Origin of the sequence: Actinoplanes sp. L3-i22 (assembly GCF_019704555.1) — a bacterium.
Taxonomy (GTDB): domain Bacteria; phylum Actinomycetota; class Actinomycetes; order Mycobacteriales; family Micromonosporaceae; genus Actinoplanes.
Map to the genome: position 1 here is coordinate 2,548,293 of NZ_AP024745.1, position 13,779 is coordinate 2,562,071.

The window sequence follows — 13,779 nt, forward strand, 5'->3', positions numbered from 1 at the left end:
CTCCTCAACGGTGGTCGAATGGGCTGCTCAACGCCGGAAAGGAGACCCACGGTGGCGGTCGGCACGGTACGTCTCCAGATCCTCGGGCCGCTGCGGGCCTGGCGCGGCGACGTCGAGCTGGCGACCGGCCCGCGTCAGCAGGCCTACCTGCTCGCGCTGCTCCTGGCCCGCCCCGGACGGCCGATCAGCACGAGCGAGCTGGTCGACCTGATCTGGGAGGGTGACGCCCCGGCCAGCGCGCTGAACGTCATCCACAAGTACGTCGGCTCGCTGCGGCACGTCCTGGAACCGGGGCTGGCCCCGCGCGAGGCCGGGTCGCACCTGCTCCGGCGGGGCAGCGGCTACCTCTTCGAGGCCGGGCCGGGCACGGTCGATCTGGAGATCTTCCGCCGGCTCGTCGCCCGGGCCGACGCCGACCTGGCCGGTGACCGGCCGGAACCGGCCCTCGATCATTACGTGGCGGCGCTGGAAATGTGGCGCGGACCGGCCGGCGACGGACTGACCGGCGGGGCGGACGCGACGGCGATCTTCGCCGGGCTCGACGACGAGTTCTTCGAGGCCTGCGGGAAAGCGGCTGGGCTCGCCGTCTCGGCCGGCCGGCCCGAGCGGGTGCTGGCGCCGCTGAGCCTGGCCGCCTCGATGGCGCCGCTGCACGAGCCGGTCCAGACCGGCCTGGTCACCGCGCTCGGCGCCGCGGGCCGGACGGCCGACGCGCTGGCGCTGTTCGCGGCCGTGCGCACCCGGCTCGCCGACGAGCTCGGGATCAGCCCCGGGGCGGCGCTGCAACAGGCGTATCTCCGGGTGCTGGATCAGTCGGTCATGCCGCCGGCCGTCGCGGCGGCCCCCGAACCGGAACCGGCGGGCCTGGTCGGACGGGCCGGGGAACTCGCCCAGCTGGACCGGGCGATGGCCGCGGCGACCGCCGGCGGCAGCTCCCTCGTCCTGGTGCGGGGCGAACCGGGGGTGGGGAAGACCGCGCTGCTGGAAGCCGCGGCCGAGCGGGCCGGGAAAGCCGGTGCGCTGGTCGCGTGGGGCCGCTGCCTGGAAGGCGACGGCATACCGACGATGTGGCCGTGGGCGCAGGTGGTCGACACGATCCACGGGCGCCGGCCGGCCGGCGCCCGTGCGGACTGGCCGATCGGTCCGTCGATCGACACCGGCACCCGGTTCCGGCTGTTCGAACAGGTCGCCGCGCTCGTCGCCGGGGCGTCGGCCGAGCGGCCGATCATGATCGTCGTCGACGATCTGCACTGGGCCGACGTGGCCTCGCTGGACCTTTTCGGTCACCTGGCCGCCGAGCTGCCGTCCGGAACCGTGCTCGTCGGCGCGCTGCGGGATCACGCGCCGGAGCCGGCGCCGGGACTGCTGCGGGTGCTCGCCGCCGCGGCCCGGCGGCCCGGGCACCGGCGGATCCGGCTCGGGCCGCTCGGTCCGGCCGACGTGGCCGAGCTGGTTCGCCGGGAGAGCGGGCGGGAGATCGCGGCCGGCGTCGGGGACCGGGTTCATGCCCGTACCGATGGCAATCCGTTCTTCGTCCTGGAACTTTCCCGGCTGCTGGCCGGCGGGAGTGGCGTGCTGACCCCGGACGACGCCGGGCGGGTGGGGGTGCCCTCGACCGTGCGGGACATCGTCCGGGGCCGGACGGCCGGCCTCGACGAGTGCACGCGGTACCTGCTCCGGGCGGCCGCGCTGATCGGGCGGGAGGGCGACATCGGGCTGCTGGCCCGGGTCACCGGCGTCGGGCCGCGGGTGTGTCTCGAACGGCTGGAGGTGCTGGAGTCGCTCGCGCTGATCGGGCAGGTCCCGGCCGACCCGCACCTGTTCCGCTTCCGGCACGACCTGGTCCGCGAATCGGTCACCGCGGCCACCCCGCTGTGGCAGCTGACCCGGCTGCACCTGTGCATCGCGGACGCGCTCGACGACGTGGGCCCGGCCGGGGCAGCCGTCACCGAACGCGTCGCGCACCACCTCTGGTCGGCCGGCCCGCTTGTCGAACCGGAGCGGACCGTGACCGCGCTGCGGCGTGCGGGCCGCCACCCCGCGCGTGAGCTGCAGGATTCCCTGTCGCGCTGAACGCGCCCCCGCGGTCGTTCACACTTTTTCCACTGGCGTCGGCCACCATTCCGGCGACGGGCCCCGGCCTTCATCTCTCCCCGGCCGGGGCCCGCTCCCGTCAAGTGATCGTAAACAGTCACTCCACTGGCGCTGAATACCGTTCGTGCAGCTCCGGGTTCCGGGGCCGGCGCGGGAGGGGTATTCACCATGGACGACGTTCGAACCGTGGACGAGAGCTACACCGAGCTGGTCGTCCGGCATCGTGCTCCGGTCCGTGCGTACGCGCTCAAGCTGACCGGGAACTCCGGCACCGCCGAGGACGTGGTGCAGGAGACGTTCCTGCGGGCCTGGCGGAACCGGGAACGACTCGCCATGGGCGCGGGCTCGATCCGCTCCTGGCTGTTCACCGTCGCCCACAACCTGGCCGTCGACGTGCTGCGCGGGCGGCAGGTGCACCTGGTCGGTGACGACGTGCTGGACCGGCTCCAGCGGCCCGTCCGGGACCACGCCGAGATGGTGGCCGACTCGGCCGTGCTGCGGCCGGCCCTGTCCCGGCTCTCCGCCGAGCACCGCGCCGTCGTGTTCGAGCTGTACTACCGGCGCAGCAGCGTGGCCGAGGCGGCGCGACTGATCGGTGTCCCGCCCGGCACGGTCAAGTCCCGTGCGCACAACGCCGTCCGCGCGTTGCGCGCCGACCTGGCCGCCGCGGCCTGACCGGCCTTCACCCCCACTTCCGAAGGGCTTCCGTTGAGCAGGCGGCACACGTCCGGCTTCGACATCCTCGACCTGGACGGCGACCCGACACCGGGCGACCCGGAGCAGATCGAGCAACTCGCCCAGCGCTACGAGGGGATCCGGGACGACGCGCGGGTCGCGGTGCAGCTGCTGGGCAAGGGCGGCACCCTGGAGAACGCCAAGGGCGAGGCCGCCGAGAAGCTGCGCGACCTGCTCGGCGGGCTGCCCGGCAAGCTGCAGGCCACGGTCGACTCGTTCGACGAGGCGGCACAGGCCTATCGGACGTACGCCCAGGTGTTGCGCGAGCAGCAGGGCGAGATCGACCGGGCGATGGACCAGGCCCAGCCGGTGGCCGGCGCCGCACGCCAGGAGAAGCCGGCCGCGGCGGCCGACGCGACCGAGGAGCAGCGCGCCCAGGCGCAACAGGACGGCGAGCGGATCGGCGCGGCGCAGGCCACGCTCTCCGCCGCGCAGCGGCTCGCCCGGGACGCGCGTGGCCTGCGGGAAGCGGCCTCCGAACGGGCCAGCCAAGCCTTGGACGACGCGGCCGCCAAGTCGATCAAGCCGCGGAACTTCCTGCAGAAGATCGGTGACTTCTTCGCCGACCATCCGTTCCTGCAGATCATCATCGACGTGCTGATCGCGGCGGTGGCGATCATCGCGCCGGTGGTGGGGATCCTGCTGGCGGCCGGGTCGCTGATCGTCTCGGTGGCGTCGCAGGCGGCGAACGGCGAGTTCAAACTGGGCACGCTGCTGGTCGGGCTGGTGTCGCTGATCCCCGGCGGCAAGGTGTTCGGCAGCATCATCTCGGGGGCGGAGAAGATCGCGGCGCCGCTGGTCACCTCGATCCGGACCACGGCGTCCGGGATCGGCAAGATCGTCACGAACAACAAGGTGGTCGCCGGGGTGATCAATATCGGCGGCAAGGGTGGCGGGGCGGTCAGGACCACGAGCATCGAGTTCGGTAAGGGTGTGGTGGAGGACATCGCCACCACCGGGCTGAACAACGCGACCACCGATCCGGAGCCGTTCAACCCGGCGACGATCGTCGGGGGTGCGGCGGTCGGTGGGGTGGTGGCGGGCGGGATCGGGTTCGGCAAGAGCCGCCGCGACAAGGGCGGCTCCGGAGCGCCGGGCGACGTTGACACCCCGGCGCCTGTTCCGCGTGCGGCTCCGGAACCGAGCCCGGTGCCAGCTCCCGCTCCCGCTCCCGCTCCCGCTCCCGCTCCCGCTCCCGCTCCCGCTCCCGCTCCCGCTCCCGCTCCCGCTCCCGCTCCTGCTCCGGCTCCCGCTCCGGAACCGAGCCCGGTGCCCGCTCCCGCTCCGCCGGTCCCGGTGCCGCCCGGGCCGGCCAAGCCCGAGGCCGAATCGGGGGCGAGCAGCGATCCGGCTCCGGCGACCACCGCGGGCCCCGTCGATCCGGCTCCGGTGTCGCCCGGGACGCCTGCGGCGGGTCCGGCCGCGCCGCCGTCGGAGGGCGGCGCGGCGGGCGGGACGGTGACGCCCGGCTCTGCGGGTGGCGGCGCGGATCCCGTTGCGCCCGGCGTCACCCCGGCGGCTCCCCGCCCCGCGGATGACCAGACCGAGGTCGAATCTCCTGCCCGGCCCGCGGATGACCAGCCCGGGAGCGAGGTCGCGGGCGGGCGGCCCGCGGATGACCCGGCGCCGGACGGCCGGCCCGAAAGTGGGCCGGCCGCCGACGGGGAGTCGGCGGCCGAGCCGACCTTCGTCGACGGCGTCAAGCACCGCGCCGGCCCGGAGGCCGAGGCCGTGGCCGGGGCCGTCGCCTCGTCCGGGACCAAGATCGGCATCACCGAGGTGCAGAGCGACGGCGAGGACACCGACGAGGCCGTGCTCGACGAGGCGATCGCCAACGCCGCCAAGGCCGGCGGGGCCCAGCGCAACGCGGCCGTCGACCAGGTCGACACCCACATCCGGAAGACCCGGCGCTGACACCGGCCGGCGACTGCCGGCCGCGGATCCACACCGTGAGGAGCACCACCATGCCCGATTTCGCCGTCAACACCGAGGAGACGTCGCAGACCTCCGCGGCTCTGCTGAACGACTTCTCGCAGCTGCAGGACAAGCTGACCGAGGTACGCGGGAAGGTGCAGAACCTGCTGTCCCAGGGCTACCGCACGCCGGCCGCCCAGCAGAAGTTCCAGCCGTTCTTCGACGAGTTCGCCAAGGGCTTCGACCAGGTGAACCAGGGCCTGCAGGGGATCGGCAACTACGTGCGCTCGGTCGGCGAGGCGTTCGAGTCCACCGACTCGGACCTCGGTTCGCGGCTCGGCTGAGCGGAGTCCGCCCGGCGCCGGGGAGGCGCCGGGCGGCCCCCTGCCCCCCAGAACGTAAGGAAGGAAGGTACGAGGTGCGTCTCAACGTCAGCCTGTTGTCCGACCCCGCGACGACGGCGGATTCCCTTGTCGTGGAGGCCGAACCGGGTACGTCGGTGGGCGCCCTCACGACCGGCCTGGCCGCCGCCGTCGGCGCCGGTCCGGGCACCCTCTATCGAGGCGCCACCCCACTCGACCCGGCGTTGTCGCTCGCCGAGGCCGGCGTCGGTGACGGCGCCGAGCTGGGGCTGGAGCGGCCGGGCGGGCGGCCGGTGGACCGGGCCGGTGCGGTCGAGCTGCGGCTGGTCGGCGGCCCGGGCGCGGGGAGCATCGTGCTGCTGCCGCCGGGCGACTACGAGCTGGGCGGCGCCCCGGCGTGCCGGGTGTGGCTGGCCGGGGACGTCCCGCCGGTCGCCGCCCGGGTGCGGGTCGGCGCCGACCGGATGGTCGAGGTCACCGCGGTGTCCGCCGTGGAGGTCGACGGCGAGCCGCTGACCGGCGTCGCGCCGTGGCCGGCCGGGCGGCAGCTCAAGATCGGCGAGAACCTGGTCGAGCTGGCCGTCGGCGTGCCCGCGCGGGCGCCGCTGAGCCGCGCGGCGGATGGTTTCAGCTGGGAGTTCAACCGGCCGCCGCGGTTCTTCCCGCAGGTCCCGGGTGGGCAGTTCCGGTTGCCGCCGGAGCCGGGCAAGCCGGAGAAGAGCGTCATCCCGCTGGCCACGATCCTGCTCACCCCGGCGATCGGCGCGCTGGTCGGCATCCTGGCCACCGGCAGCTGGCGGTTCATCTTCCTGGCGCTGGCGTCGCCGGCCGCGGCGCTGCTCACCCAGTTCGGCAGCAAGCGTCGCAGCCGCCGCGGCTACGACGAGCGCGTCGGCGATTACCAGGAGAAGCTTTCCCGGGTACGGGCGGACATCGACGCTTCCACGCTGGAGGAGCAGAAGGCGCGACGGTACGCGTATCCGGATCCCGCTCTGATCGGGCAGATCGCCGCGCTGCCCGGGGACCGGCTGTGGGAGCGCCGCTCGCGGGACGACGACTTCCTCGCGCTGCGGGTCGGTACGAGCACGGTCCCCTCGGCGGTCCGGGTCGAGGATCCGGCCCGCGACGAGCACCGCCGCACGGTGGTGCCGGAGCTGAGCGAGGTCCCGGTTCCGGTCGACGTGCGGGCGGCCGGTGTGGTCGGGGTGTCCGGTGGGCCGGGCCGGCTGGCGCCGTGGCTGGTGGCCCAGGCCGCGGTTCTGCACAGCCCGGACGACCTGCGGATCTGTGTGCTGACCGACCGGGCCGGCGAGGACCGCTGGGGCTGGGTGCGGTGGCTGCCGCACGTGCGGACGGCGGGCGAGGACGCGTACGCCTGGATCGGCACCGACGCGGAGTCGGTGTCGCGCCGGGTGGCCGAGGTGAATCGCCTGATCGCGGCGCGGGCCGCGGCGAACGACGGCAAGCGGGCCGAGGGCGATCCGGACGTGCTGGTGGTGCTGGACGGCGCCCGCCGGATCCGGTCGCTGCCGGGCACGATCGCGCTGCTTCGGGAGGGCCCGGCGGTCGGCGTGTACGCGCTGTGCATCGAGGCGGAGGAGCGGCTGCTGCCGGAGGAGTGCCGCACGGTCGTCTTCGCGGGCGCGGGCGGGATCTCCGTACGTACGGCGAAAGGGGTTTTGATCGGAATTCAGGCTGATGAACCACAGGCGGCCTGGTTCGATCGGACGGCTCGGGGGCTGGCTCCGCTGAACGCCGCCGGCGATGGGGACGAGGCGGTGCTGCCGCAGTCGGCCCGGTTGCTGGACGTGCTCGGGTTGGAGCCGCCGACGCCGGAGAAGGTGGCCGGTGGGTGGGCGGTCCGGCCGCGGAGCACGACCGCGGTGCTCGGGATCGGTCTGGACGGCCCGTTCGCCGTCGATCTGGTCCGCGACGGTCCGCACGCGCTGATCGCGGGGACCACCGGCGCGGGCAAGTCGGAGCTGCTGCAGACCCTGGTGGCGACGCTCGCCGTGGCGAACCGGCCGGACGAGATGACGTTCGTGCTGGTCGACTACAAGGGTGGCAGCGCGTTCGCGGAGTGCGAGCAGCTGCCGCACACCGTCGGCATGGTCACCGACCTGGACACCCATCTGGTCGGGCGGGCGCTGACCTCGCTCGGCGCCGAGCTGAAGCGGCGCGAGCACGAGCTGGCCCGGGCCGGCGCCTCGGACATCATCCGGTACCAGGAGATGCGGGCCCGGGACGCGGCGATGGCCCCGATGCCCCGGCTGGTGCTGGTGATCGACGAGTTCGCGTCGATGGTCCGGGAGCTGCCGGATTTCGTCACCGGCCTGGTCAACATCGCGCAGCGGGGCCGGTCGCTCGGCATTCACCTGGTGCTGGCGACGCAGCGGCCGTCCGGGGCGGTCAGCTCGGACATCCGGGCCAACACCAACCTGCGGATCGCGTTGCGCACCACCGACCAGGGCGAGAGCCGGGACATCATCGACGCTCCGGACGCCGGGGAGCTGTCGCCGCGGACGCCGGGGCGGGCGTACGCCCGGCTCGGGTTCGCCGCGCTGCTGCCGTTCCAGGCCGGCCGGATCGGCGGGAAGCGGCCGGTGCTCGGCGAGCGCGCCGATCAGATCGAGATCGAGGTGACCGAGGTCGGCTGGGCGGCGCTCGGCCGCCCGGTCGCGGTGCGCCGCAAACCGGCCGGGCCGGGCGGGCCGCTCGGCACCGACCTGCGCGAGCTGGTCACCGCCGTGGTCGCGGCGACCGAACGGATGGGCATCGGCCGGCAGCCGAGCCCGTGGCTGCCGGCGCTGACCGACCTGATCGGCTGGACCGAGTTGCCCGAGCCGCCGCCGGTCCGGACCGCCGGTGACCTGGGGCCGGTGTACTACGGCACGGTGGACCTGCCGGCCGAGCAGGCCCGCGAGCCGCTGGCGTTCGACGTCGACCGGACCGGTCACCTGTTCGTGGTCGGATCCAGCCGCAGCGGCCGGTCGCAGGCCCTGCGGACGCTGGCGGCGGCGCTCACCGCCCGGCATTCCAGCGAAGACCTGCATCTGTACGCGATCGACTGCGGCAACGGCGCGATGCTGCCCCTGGCCGGGCTGCCGCACACCGGCGCGGTCGTCGACCGGTTGCAGACCGAGCGCCTCGACCGGATGCTGACCTGGTTCGGCGCGGAGCTGACCCGGCGGCAGACGCTCTTCGGCGAGCAGGGCGTGGCCGACCTGACCGAGCAGCGCCGCAGTGCGCCGGCGGGCGGGCGGCTGCCGCACCTGGTGCTGCTGGTGGACCGGTTCGAGGTGTTCGAGCGGGACTTCGCCACCTTCGACAACGGCAGCTACCTGGACCGGATGTTGCGGCTGCTGCGGGACGGCGCCGGGGTCGGCATCCACGTGGTGCCGGCCGGGGATCGGGTGCTCGGGGCGGGCCGGTTCGCCGGGGCCACCGAGGAGAAGCTGATTCTCAAGCTCAACGACCGGACCGACTACTCGCTGATCGGGCTGAACCAGAAGGACGTGCCGCCGGACCAGCTGCCGGGGCGGGTGCTGCGGCTGGCCGACAAGGCGGAGGCGCAGATCGCGGTGCTCGGGCCGGACGTGTCCGGGCAGGGGCAGGCGGCCGAGCTGACCCGGCTGGCCGCGCGGCTCACCGAGCGCGATCTGGCGGTGCCGGCCGAGCGGCGGCCGCGCCGGTTCGCCTCGCTGCCGGACCTGATCACGTACGAGCAGGTGCGCGCGCTGGTCCCGGGCGGGGCCCGGGAGCTGACCGCGTTCGTCGGGGTGGGCGGCGACGAGGTGCAGCCGCTCGGGCCGGACTTCGGGGACGTCCCGACGTTCGCCATCGGTGGCCCGCCCCGCTCCGGCCGCAGCACCGCACTGCTCGCCGTGGCCCGCTCGTTGCTGGAGCGTGGCTCCGGCCTGATCGTGGTGGCGCCGCGCCGGTCCCCGCTGCGGGATCTGGAGGGGCAGCCCGGCGTGACCGCGGTGGTGCGCGACGCCGGTATCGCCGCGGCCGACTTCCGCAAGCTGCTGCAGAGCATGCCGCAGGAGACCGGGGCGGTGGTGATCGACGACGCCGAGCTGGTGACCCAGTCGGCGATCGACGGCGACCTGAACACGCTGGCCAAGGGCGCGGCCGGGAACGGCTGGGGGCTGGCCGTGGCCGGCAACGCGGAGGCGCTCAGCCTCGGTCTGGGCGGCTGGCTCACCCAGGTCAAGCGCAACCGGACCGGGCTGCTGATCGCGCCGCAGTCGGTCACCGACGGCGAGCTGATCGGGGTGCGGATCCCGCGCGGCATCGTCGGCCAGAGCGGCACGCCGGGCCGGGCCTACCTGCACCTGGGCACCGGCACGCTGATCGCGGTGCAGGTCCCTTCGTCGTCGATCCGGCCGGCGGAATGACGCAGGTGGGCGGTCCCGATCAGGGGACCGCCCACCTGCTGTCGGTCAGACGAAGCGGAACGTGCCGGTGATCGCGTCGAACAGGTCGAACATCGCCTCGGCGAGCGGCAGGTTCGGGCTCACCCCGGTCACCACCAGGAACATCCCCGGCTCGCCGGGCAGCGGGATGATCGTGTGCATGGCCAGCATCACCGCCGACTCGGTGTCGGTGAGCGCGACCACCTCGGTGCCGGTGATCCGGGCGACGACCCCGATCCCGGGCAGCTCGGCCGAGCCGACCGTGCGGTCGCCGTACCCCTCCGGCCCGGCCGGGCGGCTCAGCTGCGCGGCGATGTCGGTCAGCGACAGCTCGGCGCCGTCCGGCACGGCCGCCCCGAACACCGACACGAACGCCATCAGCAGGCCCTCGGTCTCGTCCCGGGCGATCAGCCCGGCCGCCGACATGGCGCCCTGCTTGCGGGCCGACCGGACCAGCTTGCGGACCTGCCGGAACAGGTCGTCGACCGCGGCCCGGGCGGCCGGCGTCGGCGCCTGGGACCGGAGCGCCGCCTGCTCCCGGGTGAAGTCGCGGTTGCCGAGGTCGTAGTCGATCCAGCTGTCCGGGATCTGGAGGGTGAACCGGCCTGGCGCGCGCACCGGGGCGGTCACGATCCGCTGCCCAGGCTGTTGCCGGAGTCCTGGTCGACCTTGTCGAAGCCTTCGATGATCTTCTGCATCGCCTCGCCGATCTTCTCGCACTCGCGGTGCAGCTGCTTCCGGCCGTCGCCCCAGCGCTTCTCGAAGTGCTCGGCGGCGTCGCGGACCGGCCGTCCGACGACGGCGCCCAGATCGCCGGGGCCCCGGGTCACGTCGATGTGGTCCAGCACCCGCTGCAGGGACGCGCGGGCCTCTTCCAGCTCGTCGCGCGGGATCTTGATATCCGCCATGGGCGCTTCACGCGCCGGCCGCCGATCCGGTTCACCGATGGTGAGCCGGACCACACCGGGCGAACCGATCGGCCGGCTCGGCCGTGATGGCGCCGCTCGTTCCGATCGATCCCGGAGGTGTCACCGTGGCCCGGTTCCCGGCCCGCGTATTCGTCCTGCCCGTGGCGGCCGTGCTGCTCGCCACCGCCGCGTGCGGCGATCCGGGCGCCGCGCCCGCGGCCGCCGCGGAGATCCAGCTGGTGGACGGGGCGGCCAAGGTCGCCGGGCTCACCGGCGACGGCCGCGGCGCCGGCTCCGCCGCGCCGAGCTCCGCGCCGGCGGTGAGCGCGGAGACACCCAACTGGGTTCAGCTGTCCACCAACCAGGCGCCGATCGGCACGACCGTCACCGAGGTACGCGGCTTCACCCTGTACCGCTTCGACAAGGACAAGGCCGACCCGTCCACGGCGACCTGCGTCGACGACTGCGCGGTCACGTGGCCGCCGGTGCTGATCAAGCCGGGTGGCCGGGTCTTCGTGGACGGCATCAAAGAGGCGAGGATCGGTGCGGTGCGCCGCCCGGACGGCACGGTCCAGGTCACCCTGGCCGGCTGGCCGGTGTACCAGTTCGCCGGGGACAAGGTGCCGGGCGAGCTGAACGGTCAGGGCGTCGGCGGCACCTGGTTCGCGGTCAAGCCGAACGGCGGCAAGATCGACGACCTCGTCGTCGCTGCCACCGGCAAGGCCGCCGACCCGGACAAGACCACCCTGCTCGCGGCCAAGCAGACCGGCAGCGGTGCGATCGTCACCGATCAGGACGGCGCGACGCTGTACCGCAACGACAAGGACTGCACCGGCGACTGTGCCGCGCAGTGGCGGCCGGTGGTCGCCGACGCCGGCAGCAAACTGCGGGTCGACGGCATCGACACGGATCGGGTCGGCACGAAGAAGCGCGACGACGGCACGGTTCAGCTGGCCCTGGACGGCTCGCCGCTCTACCGCAACGCGGCGGACAAGAGCACCGGCACGGTCATCGCCAGCGCCGCCGAGCGTGGCTGGAACCCGGCCCGATGATCCGCCGGATTCTGCTGCTGCTCGCCGCGGTGGCGTTCGCGGTCACCGTCGCGCCCGTCGCCGCGGCCGCCGACGACGTGGTCAAGGTGGCCGTCGTCCGCAGTACCGGGCAGAACGGCGGCGAGCCGGACTCGCTGGCGCAGGTCGCCCGGCGGACCCTCGGCGACCCGGGCCGGGCCGGCGAGATCTTCGCGCTGAACCGGGGGCGCGCCCAGGCCGACGGGGGCGCGCTGACCGACCCGGCCACGCTGCGTCCCGGGTGGATCCTGCGGCTGCCGGACGACGCGACCGGGCCGGACGTGCGGCTCGGCCGCATCGGCGTCGCGGCGAAGCCGTTCCTCACGTGGAAGGTCGTGCTGGCACTGATCGGCGCGGTGGTGCTCGCGGCGCTCACGCTGCTCGTGGTGTTCCGCCGCCGGATCGTGCGGTGGGTCCGGGCCCGGATCCGGGACGCCGGCGAGAAGTCCCGGCTGCGTCGTCGCATCCGCGAGCGTGCCGAGCTGCGGGCGACGCTCGCGGCCGCGTTCGCCGACGACCGCCGGGCTGCCGACCTGGCCCAGCGGTCGGTGGTCGAACTGGACGGGCAGGGCGTGGAGGCGTACGCGATCAAAATCGGTAAGCGCGAGGTGACCGCCTGGGTGACCGCCGCCGGGCCGCCCCTCGCGCCGTGGCGCGGCACCGGTGAGACCGTGTGGACCCGCCCGGTCGACGGGCCGTTCGCGCCGGCCGGTCCGACCCCGATCGTGCCGTGCCCGGCCCCGGTCGGTGGCGATGACGACGGGGTCCTGTTCGCCGATCTGACCTGGCTGGACGGGGTGCTCGCGATCGGCGGCGATCCCCGGGTGGCCGCCGACGCCCTGGTCCACCTGCTCGCCGGCCTGGCCCGGTCCCGCCCCGACCTGCGGGTTCTCGGCGTCGTCGACGGCCCGGCGATGCCGTCGCAGGCGCTGCGGCCGCGGTCGGTGGCGGAGCTGCCGCCGCGCCCGGGCGGACCGGCGGCTCCGGACGGAACGGTCCTGCTCGCGGCCCGGCGGCGGGGGCTGGCCGGCCTGGTCGTGATGAGTGTGGCGCCGGTGGGCGACGATGCCGCCCGGCTGTTCGCGTTCTGCGGGCCGGGCGGCGATCACGTGGCGATCGTGGTCGGCGATCTGCCGGGGGCGCACTGGCAGTGGACCGCCGACCCGGACGGCACGCTGCACGTGCCGATCCTCGGTGTCACGGTGACCGTGCCGTCGGTGCGGCGGATCTGAGATCCCGGGTCAGGCCGCCGGATTCGTCAGGGCGGCCATGGCCCGGTGCTCGGCGACGGCGTCCACCGGTGGCATCGCACAGCCGCGGTCGCGGATGTGGGCGAGGAGTTCCGGGTCCGGGCTCAGCGCGTACGTCCGCAGGTAGTAGGCGACCGCGTCGGTCCAGATGAACCGGCCGTCGGTCCGGAAACCGGCCGGCACCACGGCGCCCGCCTCGGTGTCGTAGACGTCCTGTTCGCGCAGGGTGGTGGCGAGCAGGAGGTGCCCCTGTTCCAGATAGCCGAGCACGTCGGCGGCCTCGTCCCCGGCCAGCAGCGGATGGTCGGCGCGGAACTGCCCGCCGATCACCGGGGCCCAGGAGTCGAACACCCGGGCCACCGTGACCGGCCCGGCCTCGGCGGACGCCCAGAGCAGGGCCGCGCGCCCGCGGGCCATCCGCTGGTACGGCGGCAGCTCGACCCCCGGTCCGTACGCCTCCACCGGCGCGTCGCCGAGCGCATCCTGCAGCCGGGCGGTGGCGTCGGGCAGCGTCGCGGCATCACCCGCGGTCTCCAGCAGATAGACCCGGACCGGAAGGCCGTCCGGGTCGCCGGGCCGCGGCGAGCGCCAGGCCCGCCACAGCGCCACCGGCCCGGCGACCTGGTCGAGGGCGGCCACCGCGGCCGCGTCGTCCCCAGGTGTCTCCGGACCGGTCAGGTCCAGCAGCAACGGCGTCGGCCCGGCGGGGAACGGCTCGGGCCGGGCCGGCCGGAACTCGAACGGCGGACACTCGTGCCCGATGGCCGGCGCCGCCCCGGCCGGCATCACGGTTCCGGGCAGGACCCGGGCGAGCAGCTCGGCATCGTCGGCGGCGATCGGCACGCCGGCGCCGAGCACCGCCTCCAGCACCAGCCGCGCGGACTCCGGGACCAAGCCCCGCGCCAACCGGTCGCGCGCGTCGCGGACCACCTCGTCCGGGGCCCAGCCGGCCACCCGCAGCAGCAGGCGGTGCATCAGCACGACCACGCGGTCGTCGGCGTCCTGGGTGGTCATCTCTGCTCCTTGGA

The 13,779-nt window shown here is 74.6% G+C and carries 10 protein-coding genes; 7 read left to right on the forward strand and 3 right to left on the reverse strand.

The annotated features are described in order from the left end of the window. Positions 1–51 precede the first annotated feature (51 nt). The 5 genes from L3i22_RS11475 (at position 52) to L3i22_RS11495 (ending at position 9,505) form a co-directional block, all read left to right on the forward strand. A complete protein-coding gene (locus L3i22_RS11475; RefSeq protein ID WP_221326945.1) occupies positions 52–2,073 on the forward strand; it encodes a BTAD domain-containing putative transcriptional regulator in 2,022 nt (673 codons plus the stop codon). A gap of 189 nt (positions 2,074–2,262) precedes the next feature. After that, positions 2,263–2,769, forward strand: a complete 507-nt coding sequence (locus L3i22_RS11480; RefSeq protein WP_221326946.1) for a sigma-70 family RNA polymerase sigma factor — start codon at positions 2,263–2,265, stop codon at positions 2,767–2,769. 33 nt (positions 2,770–2,802) lie between these two features. Then, the gene (locus tag L3i22_RS11485; RefSeq protein ID WP_221326947.1) at positions 2,803–4,743 is read left to right on the forward strand and encodes a hypothetical protein; all 1,941 of its coding nucleotides are present in this window, start codon (positions 2,803–2,805) and stop codon (positions 4,741–4,743) included. A 50-nt stretch (positions 4,744–4,793) separates the two neighbouring features. Then, entirely contained in the window at positions 4,794–5,087 is a 294-nt protein-coding gene (locus L3i22_RS11490; protein ID WP_221326948.1) for a WXG100 family type VII secretion target, read from the forward strand. Positions 5,088–5,161: 74 nt separating this feature from the next. Then, complete coding sequence (locus L3i22_RS11495) at positions 5,162–9,505, forward strand: FtsK/SpoIIIE domain-containing protein (protein WP_221326949.1); 4,344 nt, start codon at positions 5,162–5,164, stop codon at positions 9,503–9,505. A gap of 45 nt (positions 9,506–9,550) precedes the next feature. Here L3i22_RS11495 and L3i22_RS11500 read toward each other — a convergent pair whose 3' ends face one another. After that, positions 9,551–10,153, reverse strand: a complete 603-nt coding sequence (locus tag L3i22_RS11500) for a hypothetical protein (protein WP_221326950.1) — start codon at positions 10,151–10,153, stop codon at positions 9,551–9,553. Then, complete coding sequence (locus L3i22_RS11505) at positions 10,150–10,431, reverse strand: hypothetical protein (protein WP_221326951.1); 282 nt, start codon at positions 10,429–10,431, stop codon at positions 10,150–10,152. The genes L3i22_RS11500 and L3i22_RS11505 overlap by 4 nt, the downstream gene beginning before the upstream one ends. A gap of 125 nt (positions 10,432–10,556) precedes the next feature. Between L3i22_RS11505 and L3i22_RS11510 the strand changes: the two genes are divergently transcribed. Then, complete coding sequence (locus L3i22_RS11510) at positions 10,557–11,483, forward strand: hypothetical protein (protein ID WP_221326952.1); 927 nt, start codon at positions 10,557–10,559, stop codon at positions 11,481–11,483. Beyond that, the gene (locus L3i22_RS11515) at positions 11,480–12,733 is read left to right on the forward strand and encodes a hypothetical protein (protein WP_221326953.1); all 1,254 of its coding nucleotides are present in this window, start codon (positions 11,480–11,482) and stop codon (positions 12,731–12,733) included. Before L3i22_RS11510 ends, L3i22_RS11515 begins: the two co-directional genes overlap by 4 nt. A gap of 9 nt (positions 12,734–12,742) precedes the next feature. Here L3i22_RS11515 and L3i22_RS11520 read toward each other — a convergent pair whose 3' ends face one another. Continuing rightward, positions 12,743–13,765 carry a hypothetical protein gene (locus tag L3i22_RS11520; RefSeq protein WP_221326954.1) on the reverse strand — a complete coding sequence of 341 codons (1,023 nt, stop codon included), beginning with the start codon at positions 13,763–13,765 and terminating at the stop codon, positions 12,743–12,745. Between the last annotated feature and the right edge of the window lie 14 nt (positions 13,766–13,779).